This window comes from Nonomuraea sp. NPDC049625 (assembly GCF_040675285.1).
GTDB lineage: Bacteria > Actinomycetota > Actinomycetes > Streptosporangiales > Streptosporangiaceae > Nonomuraea > Nonomuraea angiospora_A.
The window spans coordinates 269,522-288,576 of the sequence record NZ_JBFAOQ010000011.1 but is presented as its reverse complement, the minus strand read 5'-3'; the positions used below and the strand labels follow the sequence as shown (position 1 = coordinate 288,576).

The 19,055-nt window shown below is 72.8% G+C and carries 14 protein-coding genes; 9 read left to right on the top strand and 5 right to left on the bottom strand.

The annotated features are described in order from the left end of the window. Nucleotides 1-77: 77 nt before the first annotated feature. Complete coding sequence (locus AB0J87_RS40080; protein WP_363974665.1) at nt 78-1,421, top strand: potassium transporter TrkG; 1,344 nt, start codon at nt 78-80, stop codon at nt 1,419-1,421. Beyond that, on the top strand, nt 1,414-2,070 hold the full coding sequence (locus AB0J87_RS40075) for a TrkA family potassium uptake protein (protein ID WP_357753897.1): 657 nt from the start codon (nt 1,414-1,416) through the stop codon (nt 2,068-2,070). The genes AB0J87_RS40080 and AB0J87_RS40075 overlap by 8 nt, the downstream gene beginning before the upstream one ends. On the opposite strand, the gene AB0J87_RS40070 is transcribed toward AB0J87_RS40075, so the two are convergent. Then, nucleotides 2,067-3,215 carry an epoxide hydrolase family protein gene (locus AB0J87_RS40070; RefSeq protein WP_363974661.1) on the bottom strand — a complete coding sequence of 383 codons (1,149 nt, stop codon included), beginning with the start codon at nt 3,213-3,215 and terminating at the stop codon, nt 2,067-2,069. The genes AB0J87_RS40075 and AB0J87_RS40070 overlap by 4 nt on opposite strands. 63 nt (nt 3,216-3,278) lie before the next feature. On the opposite strand from AB0J87_RS40070, the gene AB0J87_RS40065 reads away from it, so the two are divergent. Further along, the gene (locus AB0J87_RS40065) at nt 3,279-4,241 is read left to right on the top strand and encodes a WYL domain-containing protein (protein ID WP_363974658.1); all 963 of its coding nucleotides are present in this window, start codon (nt 3,279-3,281) and stop codon (nt 4,239-4,241) included. 11 nt (nt 4,242-4,252) lie between these two features. After that, nucleotides 4,253-4,837 carry an NADAR family protein gene (locus AB0J87_RS40060; protein WP_363974655.1) on the top strand — a complete coding sequence of 195 codons (585 nt, stop codon included), beginning with the start codon at nt 4,253-4,255 and terminating at the stop codon, nt 4,835-4,837. Here the strand turns inward: AB0J87_RS40060 and AB0J87_RS40055 are convergent. Next, nucleotides 4,816-5,358 (bottom strand): RNA 2'-phosphotransferase, encoded by a 543-nt coding sequence (locus AB0J87_RS40055; RefSeq protein WP_363974652.1) that lies wholly within the window; start codon nt 5,356-5,358, stop codon nt 4,816-4,818. The two genes, AB0J87_RS40060 and AB0J87_RS40055, sit on opposite strands and share 22 nt — an antisense overlap. 133 nt (nt 5,359-5,491) lie before the next feature. Between AB0J87_RS40055 and AB0J87_RS40050 the strand changes: the two genes are divergently transcribed. The 5 genes from AB0J87_RS40050 to AB0J87_RS40030 all read left to right on the top strand — a co-directional run bounded on the left by AB0J87_RS40050 (nt 5,492) and on the right by AB0J87_RS40030 (nt 14,317). Beyond that, nucleotides 5,492-6,031, top strand: coding sequence for a DUF892 family protein (locus AB0J87_RS40050; RefSeq protein WP_350727741.1), 540 nt, complete (start codon nt 5,492-5,494; stop codon nt 6,029-6,031). Nucleotides 6,032-6,047: 16 nt separating this feature from the next. Then, nucleotides 6,048-8,990, top strand: a complete 2,943-nt coding sequence (locus AB0J87_RS40045; RefSeq protein WP_363974649.1) for an FAD-linked oxidase C-terminal domain-containing protein — start codon at nt 6,048-6,050, stop codon at nt 8,988-8,990. 145 nt (nt 8,991-9,135) lie between these two features. Further along, complete coding sequence (locus AB0J87_RS40040; RefSeq protein WP_363974646.1) at nt 9,136-9,996, top strand: FG-GAP-like repeat-containing protein; 861 nt, start codon at nt 9,136-9,138, stop codon at nt 9,994-9,996. Between the two features lie 38 nt (nt 9,997-10,034). Then, nucleotides 10,035-13,967, top strand: coding sequence for a hypothetical protein (locus AB0J87_RS40035; protein ID WP_363974643.1), 3,933 nt, complete (start codon nt 10,035-10,037; stop codon nt 13,965-13,967). Beyond that, entirely contained in the window at nt 13,967-14,317 is a 351-nt protein-coding gene (locus AB0J87_RS40030; RefSeq protein WP_363974640.1) for a hypothetical protein, read from the top strand. The genes AB0J87_RS40035 and AB0J87_RS40030 overlap by 1 nt, the downstream gene beginning before the upstream one ends. Nucleotides 14,318-14,389: 72 nt before the next feature. On the opposite strand, the gene AB0J87_RS40025 is transcribed toward AB0J87_RS40030, so the two are convergent. From AB0J87_RS40025 to AB0J87_RS40015, 3 genes are read right to left on the bottom strand one after another with little or no spacing between them, the layout of a single operon-like run. Beyond that, on the bottom strand, nt 14,390-16,531 hold the full coding sequence (locus AB0J87_RS40025; protein WP_363974637.1) for an ATP-dependent RecD-like DNA helicase: 2,142 nt from the start codon (nt 16,529-16,531) through the stop codon (nt 14,390-14,392). A gap of 32 nt (nt 16,532-16,563) precedes the next feature. Then, nucleotides 16,564-17,829 (bottom strand): erythromycin esterase family protein, encoded by a 1,266-nt coding sequence (locus AB0J87_RS40020; RefSeq protein ID WP_363974634.1) that lies wholly within the window; start codon nt 17,827-17,829, stop codon nt 16,564-16,566. Further along, the gene (locus AB0J87_RS40015) at nt 17,826-18,971 is read right to left on the bottom strand and encodes an acetate/propionate family kinase (protein WP_363974631.1); all 1,146 of its coding nucleotides are present in this window, start codon (nt 18,969-18,971) and stop codon (nt 17,826-17,828) included. Before AB0J87_RS40015 ends, AB0J87_RS40020 begins: the two co-directional genes overlap by 4 nt. Nucleotides 18,972-19,055: the final 84 nt, after the last annotated feature.

Here is a 19,055-nt window from a genome sequence, read left to right as displayed (position 1 = left end):
GGCTCGGATTTCGGCTGGGGTTCGACGGGGGAGGCGCTCTCGATGCGTGACCTGTGTGGCGGGGCCAGGTGATGAGCATGATGCCGTCGTTCTTGACCCGTTTCCGGCACCCGGCTCAGGTCGTGGCCGCCGGGTTCGTGCTGGCCATCGGGATCGGCACCGTGCTGCTGGCCCTCCCGATCGCCACCACCGAGCGCGCGCCCGCCGACTGGGTCGTGGCCCTGTTCACCGCCACCTCGGCCGTCTGCGTCACCGGGCTGGTGATCGTGGACACCGAGTCGCACTGGTCGGTGTTCGGGGAGGTGGTGATCGCGGGGCTCGTGCAGGTGGGCGGGCTGGGGATCATGACGATGGCCACCCTGTTCACCCTGCTCGTCTCCGGCCGGCTCGGGCTGCGGGCCAGGATCGCGGCGCAGGCGGAGACCAAGACGCTGAGCATGAGCGACGTGCGCCGCGTCGTGCGCAAGGTGGTCCTGTTCAGCCTCGTGTGCGAGGTCGTCGCCGCCGTCGTGCTCACCGCCCGGTTCGCCATCGGGTACGGCGAGCCGCTGGGCCGGGCCGCCTACCTGGGCGCCTTCCACGCGGTCACGGCCTTCAACAACGCCGGGTTCGCGCTCTGGCCGGACAACCTCATGCGGTTCGTCGCCGACCCGTGGATCTGCCTGACCATCGCGCTCGCGGTCATCGTCGGCGGGCTCGGCTTCCCCGTGGTGTTCGAGCTGGCCCGCTCCTGGCGCCACCCGCGCAAGTGGAGCGTGCTGACCCGGGTCACCGTGGGCGTGAGCGTCACCCTGCTGGTGCTGGGCACCCTGGTCTTCCTGATGACCGAGTGGCGCAACCCCCGCACGCTGGGCGCGCTCGACGATCCCGGCAAGCTGCTGGCCGCGTTCTTCGCCGCGGTCATGCCTCGCTCGGCCGGGTTCAACACCCTGGACATCTCCCAGATGTACCCGTCGAGCTGGCTGGCCACCGACGTGCTGATGTTCATCGGCGGCGGCAGCGCGGGCACGGCGGGCGGGCTCAAGGTGACCACGTTCGGGCTGCTGGCGTTCGTCGTCTGGGCCGAGGTGCGCGGCGAGAGCCGGGTCAACATCGGCCATCGCAGGCTCCCCGAGGCCACGCAGCGCCAGGCCGTCACGATCACGGTGCTGGGCGTCACGCTGGTCGCCGCGTCCACGTACGTGCTGCTCGCGCTCACCCCGCACGGCCTGGACCAGGTGCTGTTCGAGGTGGTCGCGGCGTTCGGCACGGCGGGGCTGAGCACCGGCATCACCCCGAGCCTGGGCGTGGCCGGTCACCTGCTGCTGACGGTGCTGATGTTCATCGGCAGGATCGGCCCGCTCACCATGGGCTCCGCGCTGGCGCTCAACCAGCGCTCCCGACATTACGAGCTACCCGAGGAGCGAGTCATCGTTGGCTGACAACAACCCCGTCGTGGTCATCGGCCTCGGCCGGTTCGGCACGTCGCTGGCGCTGGAGCTGACCCGGCGCGGCACCGAGGTCCTGGCCATCGACCACCGGCCCAAGGTCACGCAGAGCCTGGCCGGGCGGATCACGCAGATCGCGACCGCGGACGCCACCGACATGGAGGCGTTGCGCCAGCTCGGCGTGCCCGACTTCTACCAGGCGGTGGTGGCCGTCGGCGGCGACATCGAGGCCAGCATCCTCACCACGTCGCTGCTGGTCGAGCTGGAGATCAACGACATCTGGGCCAAGGCGATCAGCACCCAGCACGGCCGGATCCTGAGCCGCATCGGCGCCCACCACGTCGTCTTCCCCGAGCACGACATGGGCGAGCGGGTGGCCCACCTGGTGAGCGGGCGCATGCTCGACTACATGCAGGTGGACGAGGACTTCGCGCTGGCCAAGACCACCCCGCCCAAGGAATACGTCGGCGTCCCGCTCGGCCGCTCCAACCTGCGCCGCAAGTACGGCGTCACGATCGTGGCGGTCAAGGCGCCGGGCGAGGAGTTCACCTACGCCACCGCCGAGACCGAGCTGTCCTATGGCGACGTCGTCCTCGTCTCCGGCCGGACCGAGCAGATCGAGCGCTTCGCCGAGCTGCCCTAGCGGAGCCGGCCGAAGAACTCGCGCAGGTCCGTCACCAGCAGGTCCGGCGTCTCCAGCGCCGCGAAGTGGCCCCCGCGGCCGAACTCCGTCCAGCGCACCACGTTGTGCACCCGATCGGCCAGCGGGCGCACCGAGAAGTCCGTCGGGAAGACGGCCGCCGCGGTGGGCACCGTGCCCCGCTCCCTGGGCGCCCACGCGCTGAAGTCGTTGAACCGCTCGTAGTACGTGTGCGCCGTCGACCCCGCCGTCTGCGTGAACCAGTAGATGCTGACGTCGGTGAGGATCCGGTCGCGGTCCACGGCGTCCTCGGGCAGCTTCGCCTCGGGATCCGTCCAGTCCTTGAACTTCTCCACGATCCAGGCGAGTTGCCCGGCCGGCGAGTCGTGCAGCGCGGCGGCGATGGTCTGCGGCCGGGTGCCGTGCAGCTGCATGTACGCCCCGAGCTTGTCCTGCCACTCCCGCATCCCGGCCATCCGCGCCTGCTCGGCCTCGTTCAGCGAGCCCGTCACGGCCGGGTCGGGGAAGGTGAGCAGCCCGTTGACGTGCACGCCGACGACGTGGTCCGGCGCGGCCCGGCCCATCAGGGGAGCGATGAAGGCGCTCACGTCGCCGCCCTGGACGCCGTACCGCTCGTACCCGATCCGGGACATCAGCTCCACGAGCGCGGCCGCCGTGCGGCCGTCCGTCCAGCCGGTGCCGGGCAGCGGGCCGGAGAAGCCGTAGCCGGGCAGCGACGGGATGACCAGGTGGAAGGCGTCGGCGGCGGCGCCGCCGTGCGCGACCGGGTCGGTGAGCGGGCCGATGACGTCGAGGAACTCGACGACCGAGCCGGGCCAGCCGTGCAGGAGCAGCAGCGGGGTGGCGTCCGGCTCGGCGGAGCGGACGTGCAGGAAGTGCACGTCCGCGCCGCCGACCGTGGTCGTGAACTGCGGGTACGCGTTCAGCGCCGCCTCCTGGGCGCGCCAGTCGAAGCCGTCGGCCCAGTACGCGGCCAGGTCGCGCAGGTAGCCGGTGGGCACGCCGCGCTCCCAGCCGGTGCCGGGCAGCTCGGGGGCCCAGCGCGTACGCCGGAGGCGCTCGCGCAGGTCGTCGAGGTCGGCCTGCGGGATGTCGATGCGATAGGGGGTGATGCCGCTGTTCGTCATGCCTGAGACAGTAGAAGGGATTGGTGACAGGTTCTGGCACCGATGTCCGGCAGAATCATCCTCATGTTGGAGACCTCGGCGCGGCTGCTCCGCCTGCTGTCCCTGCTCCAGTCGCGCATGGATTGGAGCGGCGCCGAGCTGGCCGGACGGCTGGAGGTCGGCCTGCGCACCGTGCGGCGCGACATCGAGCGGCTGCGCGAGCTCGGCTATCCCGTGGACGCCACCCCCGGCGTGGCCGGCGGCTACCGGCTCGGCGTGGGCGCCGCGCTGCCGCCGCTGCTGCTGGACGACGAGGAGGCGGTGGCCGTGGCGATCAGCCTGCGTACGGCCGCGACCGGCAGCGTCGCCGGGCTGGAGGAGGTCGCGCTGCGGGCGCTGGCCAAGCTCCACCAGGTGCTGCCGTCTCGGCTGCGGCACCGGGTGAGCGCGTTCCAGGCGGCGACGGTGCCGCTGGCGGGCGCGGCGGCCCCGGAGGTGAACGCCGACGTGCTGGCCGGGCTCGCCGCCGCCTGCCGCGACCACCGGCGCCTGCGGCTGCGCTACCGGGGGCGGGACGGCGTCACGGCGCGCGAGGTGGAGCCGCACCGGCTCGTGCACACGCCGCGCCGCTGGTACCTGCTGGCGTGGGACGTGGCCAAGGAGGACTGGCGGACGTTCCGGGTGGACCGGATCGAGGATCCCCTGGGGGAGCCGGGAGCCCGGTTCACGCCGCGTGCGGTGCCCCAGGAGGACGTGGCCGCGTACGTCTCGCGCGCCATCACCTCCGCGCCCTACCGCTACCGGGCGCGCATCCTCTTCCACGCGCCCATGGAGGCGGTCGCGCCGCGCACCTCGCCGGGGGCCGGGCGGCTGGCGGCGGTGGACGAGCGCACGTGCCTGTTCGAGGCCGGCTCCAACTCGCTGGAGGAGCTGGCGATCCACGTCGCGGCCAAGGGCTTCGACTTCGAGGTGCTCGACCCGCCCGAGCTGGTGCCGGTGCTGCGCGAGGTCGCCGACCGCCTCATGAGAGCGGGCTCGCGAGCGTAAGGTACGGGGACATGTCCGACGAACTTCCCATGACCGTGGACGAGGCCATCGCCGCCGAGCGGTCCGGCCGGCACGTCAAATATCTGTACTTCTGGGGCCACCAGCCCGCCCGCGACGGCGGCGTCGGACCGGGCTGCCTCAGCCAGTGGTGGCCGGTCACCTTCACGGAGGACGGCCACACGTACGCCTCGGCCGAGCACTACATGATGGCGCACAAGGCGTGGCTGTTCGGCGACGGGGAGAGCGCGGACAAGATCCTCGAGGCCGGCCACCCGGGCGAGGCCAAGGCGCTGGGCCGGACCGTACGGGGCTTCGACGAGCCCACGTGGGACGCCCACCGCTTCGGCATCGTGGTGCGCGGCAACGTCGCCAAGTTCGGGGCGCACGACGACCTGGCGGAGTTCCTGCTCGGCACGTCGAGCCGGGTCCTGGTGGAGGCGAGCCCGCTGGACCGGGTGTGGGGCATCGGGCTGGCGGCCTCGGACGAGCGGGCCGCGTCACCGGCCGCGTGGCAGGGTGCCAACCTGCTCGGCTTCGCGCTGATGGCCGCCCGCGACACCCTGCGCGCCCGCCGTCAGGAGGGGAACCGCAGGTAGCCGGGTGGCACGTGGTCGGCCAACCACACCCCGTTGGCGCTGACCCGGAACTCGTGCCCGCCGGCGTGCATCGCCCCGGCCGCGACCACCAGCACCACGGGCACGCCCCGCCGGACCCCCACCCGCGTCGCCGTCTCCCGGTCGGGCGACAGGTGCACGTGGTGCCGGTTCATGGGCCGCAGCCCCTCCTCCTTGATCGCCGCCAGGAACCGGCCAACGGTGCCGTGGTAGAGCACCTCGGGCGGCCGCACGGCGGGCAGGTCGAGATCCACCGGCACCGAGTGCCCCTGGCTCGCCCGGATCCGGCCGTCCTCGATCGCGTAGCGCCGCTTGTCGTTGGCCTCGACGACCTTCCACAGCTCCGCGGCGGTGATCGGGAACCCGTGCTCGGCCGCCGCCCGCAGCAGGGTGTCCACCGGCACCCACCCGTTCGGGTCCAGCGTGAGGCCGATGCGCCCCGGGTCATGCCGCAGGTGCCTGGCCAGATATTTGGAAACGCGTATCAAGCGCCGTTCGTCCATCACCGCCATGATCCCGCGCCCGTCAACCGGGTTTCGACGTGACTGTCCCCGGGTGTCGCAGCCCGCCTGCGACGTCCCGCAAAGTTACCTTTGACCTGGGGGAACTCCTTGCCGGGGGAAGGACAGGACAGACATGAGCCACACCGACGACTTCGTGCTGGACGTCACCAGAATCCGTGACCAAGTGCGGCAGAAGATGAACGAAGGTCCGATCACGGGCACCTTCGGGCACGACCCGCAGAAGGTCATCAACATCCTCAACGATGTCATCGCGACCGAGGTGGTGTGCTGGCTCAGGTACACCAGGCACGCCATCTCGGCCAAGGGGATCGACCGGGCGCAGGTGTCGGCGGAGTTCACCGAGCACGCCCAGGAGGAGCTGCAGCACGCGCTGCGCGCCGCCGAACGCGTGAGCCAGCTCGGCGGGGAGCCCGACTTCGACCCCGCCAGCCTCGTGCAGCGCTCCCACACCGACTACCAGGTCCCCGCCGACACCGACCTGCGCGGCCTGCTGGAGGCGAACCTCTGGGCCGAGCGCATCGTCATCTCCACCTACCAGGAGATCATCCGCTGGCTGGGCGAGGGCGATCCGACGACGCGGCGGCTCATGGAGTCGATCCTCGAAGAGGAAGAAGAGCACGCCGACGACCTCACCGATCTGCTCGGCGTCTAGGGCCGGGCGGCGGACGATGGCGGGCGAAGCTATGGACAGCCTGATCAGAACACCGGCCGCGCGCCCGCGCCGGCCGCTCGAGATCGACGTGGAGCCGCTCCAGCGGCGGCTGGAGGAGACGGTCGACGGCGAGATCCGGTTCGACACCGGCAGCCGCGCCGCCTACGCGCGGGACGCCTCCAACTACCGGCAGGTGCCCATCGGCGTCGTGGTGCCCTACACGCTCGACGCCGGGGTGGCGGCGGTGGCCGCGTGCCGCTCCCGCGACGTGCCGGTGCTGTCCCGGGGCGGTGGCACCAGCCTGGCCGGGCAGTGCTGCAACGTGGCCGTGGTGATCGACTGGTCCAAGCACTGCGGCGCGGTCGAGTCCGTGGACGTCGCGGGCAGGCGGATCACGGTGCAGGCCGGCGCCGTGCTGGACGGGGTCAACCACGTGCTGGAGCCGGAGGGCCTGATGGTCGGGCCCCGGCCGTCCAGCCATCCGACCTGCACCATCGGCGGCATGATCGGCAACAACTCGTGCGGGGCGTCCGCGCAGGCGTACGGGAAGATGTCGGAGTCGGTGCTGCGGCTGGAGATCCTCACCTACGACGGCGTGCGCATGTGGGTCGGCCCGACCGACGACGACGAGTACGCCAGGATCCAGGCCGTGGGCGGGCGGCCGGCCCAGCTCTACCGGCAGCTGCGCGAGCTGCGCGACGACACCATGGAGCTGGTGCGCACCCGCTTCCCCAAGCTGGAGCGGCGCATCTCCGGCTACAACCTCGACCAGCTCCTGCCCGAGAACGGCTTCAACCTGGCCCGCGCCCTCGTCGGGAGCGAGGGCACGCTGGTGACCGTGCTGCGCGCCGAGCTGGCCGTGGTGCCGAGGCCGGCCGCGCGGTCGCTGGCGGTGCTCGGCTTCGAGGACATCTTCGCGGCGGCCGACGCCGTCCCCGCCGTGGCCGGGCACCAGCCGCTGGCGCTGGAGGCCATGGACGACCGGATGTGCCGGCTCGCCCGCCAGGAGCGGCCCGACGATCCCGCACTCCGCGACCTGCCGGAGGGGCGGGGGTGGCTGCTGGTGCAGTTCGGCGGCGACACCGCCGAGGAGGCGCTCGAACGGGCGCAGGGGCTGATGCGCGACGTGGGGCGGCACGCGACCCACACCTTCCTCGGCGACCCGGCCAAGGAGGACGAGCTGTGGCGCTGGCGCGAGGCCAGCCTGGGCGTGGAGGCGTACCCGCCGGAGGGGCGGGAGACGTACGAGGGCTGGTCGGACGCGGCCGTGCCGCCCGAGCGGCTGGGCACGTACCTGCGCGACTACGAGCAGCTGCTGCGCCGCCACGGCTACGCGGACTCGGCCCTGTACGGGCACTTCGGACAGGGATGCGTGCACGGGAGGCTCCCGCTCGACCTGCACACCGACGACGGGATCGCCCGATTCCGGGCGTTCGCGGAGGAGGCGGCCGATCTGGTGGCCGCCTTCGGCGGCTCGCTGTCGGGGGAGCACGGCGACGGGCAGGCGCTGGCCGAGCTGCTGCCGCGCATGTACGGCGACGAGGTGGTGGAGGCGTTCGGCCGGTTCAAGGCCGTCTTCGACCCGCGCAACCGGATGAACCCCGGCAAGGTCGTCCACCCCAACCGCCTCGACCAGGACCTCGCCCAGCGGCACTTCTACCCGCTGGAGCCCCGGCAGAAGTCCTTCGACTACCAGGGCGACCACGGCCGGTTCGGGCACGCCGCCACCCGGTGCGTCGGGATCGGCAAGTGCCGCCAGGACACCTTCGAGGGCGGGGTGATGTGCCCCAGCTACCGGGTGACGCGCGAGGAGGAGCACTCCACGCGGGGACGGGCCCGGCTGCTGGGGGAGATGGTGCGCGGCGAGCTGATCACGGACGGCTGGCGCTCGGCCGCCGTGCGCGACGCGCTCGACCTGTGCCTGGCCTGCAAGGGCTGCCGGTCCGAGTGCCCGGTGAACGTCGACATGGCCACGTACAAGGCCGAGTTCCTGTCCCACCACTACCGGCGCCGGATCCGGCCCCGCGAGCACTACTCCATGGGCTGGCTGCCGATGTGGGCGGCGCTCGCCTCCGCCATGCCCGGCCCGCTCAACGCCCTGGCGCACACGCCGGGCCTGTCGCGGCTGCTCAAGGCCGTCGCGGGGGTCGCGGCCGAGCGGGAGCTTCCCCGTTTCGCGAACGAGCGCTTCATCGACTGGTTCAAGCGGCGGGGCCCGGCGCGGCCCGGCACGCGGGGCAAGGTCGTGCTGTGGGCGGACACGTTCACGAACAACTTCGACCCGCACATCGGGCAGGCGGCGGTGAGCGTGCTGGAGGCGGCCGGGTTCGAGGTGCACGTGCCGCCGGTGGCGCTGTGCTGCGGGCTGACCTGGATCTCCACGGGACAGCTCGGGGTCGCGCGGCGGGTGCTGGCCCGCAGCGTGCGCGCGCTGCGGCCGTGGGCGGAGTCCGGGATCCCGGTGGTGGGGCTGGAGCCGAGCTGCACCGCCGTGTTCCGCGCCGACGGGCCGGAGCTGCTGAACACGCCGGACACGCGGCTGCTGTCGGAGCGCACGCTGACGCTCGCCGAGCTGCTGGAGTCGCGGGCGCCCGACTGGCGCCCGGCCTCCCCGGGCGGGGAGGCGGTGGCGCAGGTGCACTGCCACCAGAGCGCCATCATGGGGTACGACGCCGACCGCGCCGTTCTCGACCGCTTCGGCATCCGCACGGAGGTCCTGGACGCGGGCTGCTGCGGCCTGGCCGGGAACTTCGGGTTCGAACGCTCGCACTACGACGTGTCGGTGGCCTGCGCGGAGGAGTCCGTCTGGCCCGCCGTCCGGGCGGCGGGGCCTGACCAGGCGATCCTCGCGGACGGCTTCTCCTGCCGCACCCAGATCTCCGCCGCCCGCACCGGCCGCCAGGCCCGCCACCTGGCCGAGCTCCTGGCCACGTCGCTGTCCCGCCCGGAACCCGGCTGAGCCACCCTCCGTGGTGCTTCCTGCGGGCAGAGCGAGTACGCCGCCCGCGGGAAGCACAACGGAAGCGATCCGGTAGCGCTTTGCGCAACGGTCGGGTCCGTCCTGAAAGATCCTTTCACCTCTTCCTCATACGAGGTCACGTCGAATGTCCACATTCTTACGCTGGGCGCCAGTCCGTACCAGAACGCTGGCGGCGCTGGCTCTGCTCACCGTCCTGGGCTCGCTGCTCACCGCGCCCGCCGCGTCCGCCACCGCGGCGGGCGCGCCGATGCTGCCCCTGTTCGTCCGCAGGGCGAGCGACGGCCACCTGCTCGCCTACGAGCCCAAGGGCACCGGCGGCCTCCAGAGCCCCGTCGACCTCGGCGGCGGCTTCTCCGCGGCGACCGCGATCCTGCGCGCCACCACCTCGGAGAACGGCACCGGCAACGACCTGTTCTTCCGTCTGGGCGGCGAGCTCTACTACACCGCCGAACGCGGCACCTCGACCATGCCGGTCGCCTCGACCATGGACCAGTACAACCTGATCATGACCCCGGGCAACATGGGCAGCAGCGCCTCGCCCGAGATCATCGCGCGGGACACCGCCGGCGCTCTGTGGCTCTACCCCGGCCGCTCCGACGGCGGTCTCGCGGCCCGGGTCCAGGCCGGGACCGCCGGCTGGAACGGCATGGACGCCCTGGCCGGATACGGCGACTACACCGGCGACGGCAAGAACGACCTGCTCGCCAGGACCACCGCCGGCACCCTCTACCTCTATCCGGGAACGGGCGGCGTCACCGAGAACCAGATCCTGGGCGCCCGCGTCAGCGCGGGCACCGGCTGGGACGCCTACACCGCGCTGGTCTCGACCGGCGACAACAACGGGGACGGCAAGGCCGACCTGATCGCCCGCGACTCCGCCGGCGCGCTCTGGCTCTTCAAGGGAACGGGCGTCTCCTCGGCCCCCTTCGCCGCCAAGGAGAAGATCGGCAACGCGGGCTGGAACGCCTTCAACGCCTTCTTCTGAGCGCACCCGTCCCCGTAACCAACGGCTGAAAGCTGACCATGTTCACCACCACATCACGGCGCCCTTTATCGGGATGGCTTCGCGCTGCCGCCGCGACCCTCGCCTCCATCACCGTCCTCTCCGCGCAGGTCGTGCCCCTGCCCGGCGCCCGCCCGGTGGCCGCCTTCGCCGACGCCGCCGAGTACGACCTCGCGCACGCCGCGTCGGTCCGCGCGGCCCAGTGCCTGCTCACCACCGCGCAACGCAGGGGCGGCCAGGACCTCAAAGCCGTCGCCCGCGCCGGGCTGGGCGGCACCGACGACGTCCTGCTGCGCAACGCCGCCGACGACTACTGGGCCGACCCGCCGACCCCGCTGCACGCCGCCTTCGACAAGGACGAGGAGCGGACCGGGGTCAAGCTGAACGAGCTCAACGACCGGCACTACGTCTGGGAGGGGTCGCTCGCCGTCCCGCCCCCGAAGGGTTACACGGACGTCCAGTTCCAGCGGATCGACCAGAAGGACAACCCGTTCACCAAAGTGGGCCTGTCCACCTGGATCTCCAACCAGTACTGGCAGCACGAGGACGACTTCTACGCCGATCAGACCCCGCGGGCCGCCAAGGAGTCCGTGGACGCGGTCAACAAGATCGCCGAGGAGCGTTACCCCGCCGGCGGCGAGGACGAGGAGGGGCGGCAGGCGTGGAAGGACCTGACCGCCGACCACCCCATGTACGCCGACGACGCGCGGGCCTTCCTGGAGCGCGGCGGCTTCCCGACCGGCGCGCCCGATCCGGACAGCATGGAGTTCCGGGTCGACGTCGAGAACCTCAAGGCCCGCTACGCCTCCTGCACCACCGCCAACCCGCCGGACCCGCACGAGGTGCTGAAGGCCGAGTTCGCCGCCGCCTCGCAGGAGTGGCAGCAGGAGCTCGACGGCCAGCGCGCCCAGCGTGACACCATCCTCAACGAGGAGGCCGGGGCCGCCGCCGACCTCCAGGTCGCCTCCCAGGCATTGGGCGAGGCGCTGGGACAGTCCATCATCGCGAGCCGGCTGACCGAATGGCAGGCGTACTGGCTCAAGCAGTCGCCGGACGACCTGTCCTACCCGAGCGCGGCGGAGTTCGCCAAGGTCAAGAACGACATCGTCAAGGCCCAGGCGATGGCTCTGGGCCGGGTGTTCGTCGCCTCGCGGGCCGCGCAGTCGGCCCAGCGGCACGCCACCGCCGCCGTCACGGCCCAGCAGGCCGCGTACGCGATCGCCGACGCCGCCGGGCTGCCACGGGGCCGCGGCCTGCTCTACGGACAGCAGGCCGTCCAGGTAGCCCGCGCCTCGGCCGCCGCCACGCAGGCCGTTTCCAAGGCCACCGAGACCGCGGGCAACGCCACCCGCGCCTCGGCCGCCGACAGCAAGACGCTGATGGCGCTGGCCGAGACGCAGGCGCACGCCTCACGGGCGGAGTTCCGGCGGATGGCCGCCGAGGAGGCCGCCGCGCAGGCCAAGGCCGCCGCCGACGGCGCCGCGGCGCAGGCGGCTCTCGCGGCCGAGAACGCGACCAAGGCCAAGAACGCCCAGGCCAGGGCCGAGGCCGCCGAGCAGACGGCGAAGGCGGCGGCCGACGACGCCCGCGCCAAGCGGGAGATCGCCGAGTCCGAGCGCGACAACGCGGAACGGCAGAAGAACATCGCCGCCGAGCAGCGCGCCAACGCCGCCGCCGCGGAACAGCGGGCCCAGTCCGAACGGCAGACGGCCGCCAACGCGCTGAGCGCCGCCCAGGGCGCCGGCGCCACCGCGGCCGACAAGAAGGAAGCGGCGCTGGAGGCCGAGCGTAAGGCGGCCGCGGCCCGTACCACCGCCCTGGAGGCCGAGAGCACCCGGGACACCCTGCAGGCCAAGGCCTCTGCCCGCGAGGCGTACGCCGCGGCCGCCGAAGGCACCGATGCCGCCGAGGGGGCCAGGACCGCCGCCACCCAGGCGCGTTCCGCGGCCGACCGGGCGACCACCGCCGCGACCAACGCCCGCGCCGCCGCCGACCAGGCCACCGCGGCCGCGTCCGCCGCCCGCGAGGCGGCCACGCGGGCCGAGGCCTCCGCGGCCCGCGCCAGGTCCGCCTCCGACGCGGCCCAGCGCGACGTGACGATCACCAACGCGGCGGTCAAGAAGGCCCACGCCGCGGCGGCCGACGCCATCAAGGCGTCGTGGGACGCGTCCATCAACGTCCGTGACGCCGAGCAGTACGCGAAGACCGCCATGGCCAACGCGGTGCGGGCCAAGATGGACGCCGTCGTCGCCCGCAAGGAGGCCGACGCCGCGCACGTCAGCGCGGTCAAGACCTCCGGGTTCGCCTACGCCACCGCCCAGGCGGCGCTGGCCGCCCGCGACTCCTCCGCCCAGGTCATCAAGCCGGCCAACGACGCCATCGAGCTCGGCTCCCCGTACAAGGAGACCGACGCCTCGGCGGGCCTGGCCGTGCTGACCGCGCAGGCGTCCAAGACGCTGGCCGCCCAGCAGGCCGCCGTCGCCCAGGCCAAGGCCACCCAGGCGAAGAAGGCCGCCGCAGAGGCCGCGGCGCTGGCGGCCCAGGCCGACGCCGACGCCAAGGCGGCCGCCATCGCGGCGGCCGACGCGGCGGATTCCGCGGCCAAGGCCGTCGTCTCCCTCGCCCAGGCGCGGGCCTCAGCGGACGAGGCGGCAGCGGCGGCCAAGGCGGCGGTGAAGGCCGAGGCCAACACCGTCGAGTACGACCGCCGCGCCACCGCCGACGCCGCGGCCGCCGACAAGGCCGCCACCGCCGCCGAAGGCTACGCCGGCGACGCCCGCGACTCGGCCGACGAGGCCGAACGGGACGCCGCCTCGGCCCGCGACGCCGCCAGCGCCGCGGAACAGGACGCCGCCACCGCCCGCGACGTCGCCTCCAAGGCGGAAGCGGACGCGACCGCCGCGGAGGAAGCCGCCAAGAACGCGCGGCAGAGCGCCGAGGAGGCGCAGGCCGCGGCGATCAGGGCCGAGGCGCAGGCCCGCCAGCAGACTCGGGACACCCAGCGCATCGCCACCTGGGACGGCGGCTTCGCGCTGACGGAGGTGGCGACCGACCTGACCGTGGACTCCTGGAACGGGTCGTGCACCACCGGCTGGGGCGGCGACGGGACCTGCGACATCGACATCCCGCTGCACATCCACGGGACGGTGTACTACAACCTCGCGACGTGCCAGATGACGAGCGCGACCGAAGCGGAGTGCACCCGCTACAACCTGCTCGTCAAGGACGTCGACTTCATCGAGCACCGCACGCTGCACATGGACGTGCGGAAGGTGATCCAGGAGTCGTTCAACAACCTGGTGCACGCCGTGCTCGGCGACTTCATCGACTGCGCCAACTTCAAGGCCTCGGGCTGCGCCTGGGTGGCCGGCGAGATCCTGGGCCCGGTGGTCATCGGCAAGATCGCGAAGAGCGTGTTCGCCTTCCGGAACTCCATCCGCACGGGAGTCGGCGCCGAGGAGGCCGTGGCGGGCCTGGAGGCCGAGGCCGGCCTCGACCAGGCGACCGTGCTCGGGCTCGAAGCGCAGGCGGTGCGCGAGCTCGAGGCGCTCGAGGGCGCCAAGGTCTCGCTCGGCAGCCTCAGAGCCGAGTTCGTGGAGTTGGTACGCCGCAGGGCGCTAGGTTGGGACGCGGCGCAGAAGGGATTCAGGAGAGCCGAGATGGAAACCGCACTCCGCATCGAGTCCGAGCGCGGGGTGCGGCTCAGCCGGTCCAACGGCACGAGCGAGGACTGGTTCGACCAGTACGGGCGGTCCTACGACGCGGTGGGCAGCGGTCTCAGCGCGGAGTTCTTCGAGCGGAGCTGGCCGAGCCTGCAGAGTCAGATTCAGTCGCATCTGGGGAAGGCGCAGTTCGTGCCGGTCGACGTCTCTCTGCTCTCGTCCGCCCAGATCGCGACGGTGAGGGCGTTCATCGAACCGCTGGGACGCAACGTCTTCATCGTGGGTGGCTGATGGCGAACGACATCTTCGTCTCCGACGAGTACGCGTGGACCGCGTCGTTCGGGGTGTTCGAGTGGGTGGTCGAATTCCTGCTGGAAACCATCGAGGACGCGGCCACCAGAGAACACCTCTCGCTGGTCCTCAGCGCCGGTCTCGGAAGCGTCGACCTGAGAGGGCTGCCGGACGCCGGGCGCGCACAGATCCTGCGAGCCCTGCGCGGGCCGCTGGTGCCGGCGGCCGAGTCGGGCCTCGCGCTCACCCAGCCCGAAGGTGCTCGGCGTTTCACCATCGGCCACGTCAAAGTCCTGGCCCTCATGGCCGAGGACGTGGCCGGCTCCGCCGGCGGAAAGGGAGCCACCTGAGCTGAGACCGGCGGCCGTCCTCGTCCCGGACGAGGGCGGCCACCGGGCCGGCGTCCACGGTGAGGGGCCGGGCTAGCTTTCCAGGGCGAGGGCCAGGCGGCGGGCCAGGCCGGTGTTGCGCCGGTGGCCGATCCGGTGGACGGCCAGCTCCAGCGCCTCCCGCTGGCCCACCAGCACCACCCACGCCTTCGCCCTGGTCACCAGCGTGTAGAGGAGCTTGCGGCGCAGCATGATCCCGCCCGACTCGGCCACGACGGGCGCCACCACGAACGGGTATTCGCTGCCCTGCGACCGGTGCACGCTGATCGCGTAGGCGTGGGTCAGGTCGTCGAGCTCGTCGAAGCCGTAGCGCACCCGCTCACCGTCGTCGGTCAGGATCTCGATCGTGCGCTCCTCCTGCACGACCGCCGTCACCGTGGCGGTCTCCCCGTTGAAGACGCCCTTGTCGTAGTTGTTGCGGATCGGCATGACCCGGTCGCCCACCCGGAACACCGACGCGCCCGACCAGTGCTCCGGCTTGTCGTCGGCGGCCGGGTTGAGCTGGTCCTGGATCAGGCGGCCGAGCGCGGTGGCGCCCGTCTCGCCCTTGCGCATCGGGCACAGCACCTGCACCTGGTCGGGCTCGACGTTCTGCTTGCGCGGGATCGCCACCATCGCCAGATGGGCCACCCGCCGCGCCACCTGGGCGGGGTCGTCGAGCTCCTCGAACCAGAACCCGCCGCCGGCCGTCCTGACCGGGAGCCGGCCGGCGCGGATGCGGTGGGCGGCGTCGATGATGCCGCTGCCGCCCGCCTGCCGGAAGACGTGGGTGAGCTGGACCCGCGGGACCGCCTCCACGCGCAGCAGGTCGGCGAGCACGTCGCCGGGCCCGATGCTGGGCAGCTGGTCGCCGTCGCCGATGAGCAGCAGATGGCTCCCGGACGGCACCGCGGCGGCCAGCCGGGTGGCCAGGTGGAGGTCGAGCATGGACGCCTCGTCCACCACGATCAGGTCGGCCTGCGACGGCGTCTCGTCGAACAGCGTCTCCGGGTCGGGATCGGGCCGGCGGGCGAGCATCCGGTGGATGGTCATCGCCGGCAGCCCGGTCAGCTCCGACAGGCGCTTGGCCGCCTTGCCCGTGGGCGCGGTGAGCGTGACCGTGCCGCCCGCCGCCCTGACCGTGGTCGCGATGGCCTTCACCGTGTGGCTCTTGCCGCACCCAGGACCGCCCGTGATGATGGAGACGGTGCTGGTCAGAGCCATGTTGACGGCGGCCTGCTGGTCCTCGTGGAGCCCGGGGTCGTCGGGGAAGGCGCGCAGGGGGAGCGTCGAGCGGGCCCGCATGAGCCGGGCGATCTGCTCGGTCAGCGCCGCCTCCCGGCCGTGCACGTGCTTGGCGTACGCCACCGCCTGGCCCGCCTGGCCCGGCCGGCCCGGCGCGGCCTCCACGACCACCCGGCGGTCGGCCACGAGCGCGTCGATCATCGGGCGCACCAGCTCCTGGTCCTGCTCGATCAGCTCCGCCGTCTCCCGCACCAGCGCGGGCACCGGCACGAAGCAGTGGCCGTCGCGGCTGCCCGCCGCCTCCAGCCGGTCGAGCAGCGCCGCCTTGACCCGCTGCGGGCTGCGCTCGGGCACCCCCGACTGCAGCGCGATCTTGTCGGCGATCCGGAACGCGATCCCCCGCACCCGCCCGATCAGCCGGTAGGGGTCCGTGGCCAGCACCTCGTCGGCGTCCTGCCCGAACACCTGGTAGATCTTGGCCGCCAGCAGCGGGCTGACTCCGAGCCCCTGCAGCGTCACCATCAGCGCGGCGATCGCCTTCTGCTCCTGCCACGCCTGGACGATCTGCCCCTGGCGCAGCGGCCCGATGTTGACGACCTCGGTGAGCCGCTCGGGCTCGCTGTCGATCACCTTGAGCGTGGCCTCGCCGAAGTGGTCGACGATCGCGTACGCCAGGCGCGGCCCGATGCCCCTGATCAGCCCCGACCCCAGGTAGATCCGGATGGCCCGGACCGACGAGGGCACGATGCGCTCGCACCCGCTGACCGCGAAGCGCCGCCCGTAGCGGGGATGGCGGCCCCACTCCCCGAAGATCCGCAGCGTCTCGCCGGGCTGCGCCCCCGCCAGCGCCCGCCCGGTGGCCACGAAGTCGGGCTCGCCGTCGGCGCTCATGCGCGCGACGGTGTATTCGTCCTCCCGGACGTAGACGAGCTGCTCGACCGACGCCTCCACACCGCAGATCCAACCACCTGGCACCGACAAGGTCACATGGCGGTCGGATATGTCGCCGGTTCGGCGTCGCCCCACGGCTCGCCGTGCAGCGGGTGCAGCGCCCTGGTCTCGTCCAGCCAGATGAACGCGTCGTAGCGGCCGCCCACCACCGTGGGCACGTAGTTGCCCCTGAGCTCCCGCTCGGGGTGGTACACGACGCCGACCGCCCGGTGCCCCATCGGCTCGTCGTACCAGGCGGGTCTCGACCACTTGGGTGGGACCACGAACAGCACCTCGGGCTCGACGACGGCCTCGTGCAGCAGCGCCTCCAGCGACGCGGGCCGCGCCGGCGGCACCCGCATGACGTGGTGCTGCGAGCCCCAGGCAGTCGCGGCCACCACGGACCCGCGGTGGGTGCCGAACCCCACCAGCACCGCGTCGTCACCGTACCGCTCCCGGGCCAGCTGCCCGAGGTTGGTCATGCCCGCGGCGGCCATGTCCGTGGCGCGGGCGTCGCCCACGTGGGTGTTGTGCGCCCACACCACGCCCTTGGCGTCGGAGAAGTCCGCGAGCCGGGCCATGGTGTCGGCCATGTGGACGTCCCTGACGTTCCAGGACTCGGGGCCGCCGCGCATCATGGAGCGGTAGTAGCGCTCGGCCCCGGCCACGACCTCGGCGTTCTGGCGCGCGCTGAAGCCCTGCTCGTCGCCGGGCGCCGCGCGGACCACGGCCTGGAGCAGCTGCACGACCTCGTCCTCGCAGCCCTCCGGGACCAGCCGGGTGGCCAGGCCGTACTGCTGCGGGTCGTGGCCGTAGGACTCGAAGCAGTACAACGCGTCGATGACCGGCTCCATCTCGTGCGGCAGCCGGGCGGCGGCGTAGCGGCGTACGGCGCGCAGCGAGTCCCACAGGCTGTAGACGTCCAGGCCGTGGAAGCCGCAGCGCTCCTCGCGCGGCAGCGCGGCGTTGTAGCGCCGCAGCCACCGGCAGAACTGCACGACCTCCTCGTTGGCCCACATGAACGTCGGCCAGCGCTCGAACGCGTAGAGGGCCTCGAAGGGATCGGTGTCGCCGGTCACGGCCCGATGCACCCGTTCGCAGTCGGGCCAGTCGCCCTCGACCCCGACGAAACCGAATCCCTTCTCGGCGATCAGCCGGCGGGTCAGCTCCGCCCGCCAGGCGTAGAAGTCATGCGTCCCGTGGCTGGCCTCGCCGATCAGCACGAACCTCGCCTCCCCCACGCGTTCCATCAGCGGGTCGAGATCCCCCGGGCCGGTCAGCGGCAGTGCCGAGCGGCGTACCTCGTCGAGAACCGTCATTCGTCCTCCTCCGCGAGCACGTGCAGGCATTCGCGGGCCAGCTGGAGCTCCTCGCGCACCTGCACCACCATGACGGGGACGGCCGCGTCGTACGCGCTGACCGGCCCGTCGTCGTGGCGGTTGCCGAGCGAGGGAGGCTCGATGCCGAGCAGCCCGAGGCGGGCGCAGACGGCCTCGCGCACCTCGGGCTGGTCCCAGCCGATCTCCCCGGTGAACACCAGCGCGTCGATCCGCCGCAGCGAGGTGGCCGCGGCGGCGATCTCCCTGGCCACCCGGTGGCTGAACACCTCCAGCGCCAGCTCCGCGGCCGAGTCGCCCTCCCGCGCGGCCGCCACCAGCTCGCGCGTGTCCCCCGAGAAGCCGCCCGACAGCCCCAGCAGGCCGGAGCGGCGCTCCAGCCCCTCGCTCAGCTCATCCACCGTGAGATGGCCCGGCCCCAGCAGCCACATCAGCATCCCGGGATCCACGCTGCCCGAGCGCCGGGACATCGGCAGCCCCTCCAGCGGGGTGAAGCCCATCGAGGTGTCCAGGCTGCGCCCGCCCGACACCGCGCACACCGAGCAGCCGCCGCCCAGGTGCGTCAGCACGAGGTCCAGCTCCGCCGGCGGCCGGCCGAGCAGCTCGGCCGCCCGGTCGGCCGCCCACGCGTACGACAGGCCGTGGAAGCCGTAGCGGCGCAGCCCGTACTTCTCCCGCCAGGACAGCGGCAGCGCGTAGACCGCGGCCTCCTCCGGCAGGCCGGCGTGGAAGGCGGTGTCCGGGCAGAGCACGTGCGGCAGGGCAGGCAGCTCCGCGCGGGCCGCGTCCAGCAGGGCCAGCGCCGGCGGCAGGTGCAGCGGCGCCAGGCTCGTCAGGCCCCGCAGCCCCTCGGCCGTCTCGTCGTCGGCCACGGTCGGGGTGCGGACGAGATCGCCGCCGTGCACGAGGCGGTGCGCCACGGCGCGGATGTCGCGCCCGAAGTGCCCGCCGAGGAACGACGACAGCTCGCTCCTGGCCGAGCCGGGGTCGACGGCGCGCTCGGTGCGCACGCTGTCCAGCACGCAACCGCCCTCCACCAGATCCAGGCGGAGGCTCGACGACCCGGCGTTGACAGTGAGTATCGCCGCCGACTCCGTCACCTGCTCGTCGATCGACACGCCCATGCCCGCTCGGCTACCCCTCATCCCAGGCGCAAAACGGACACCGCGCTTTACCGCCCTCAGAGATTGCCTCGTCTGGAGGTCGGG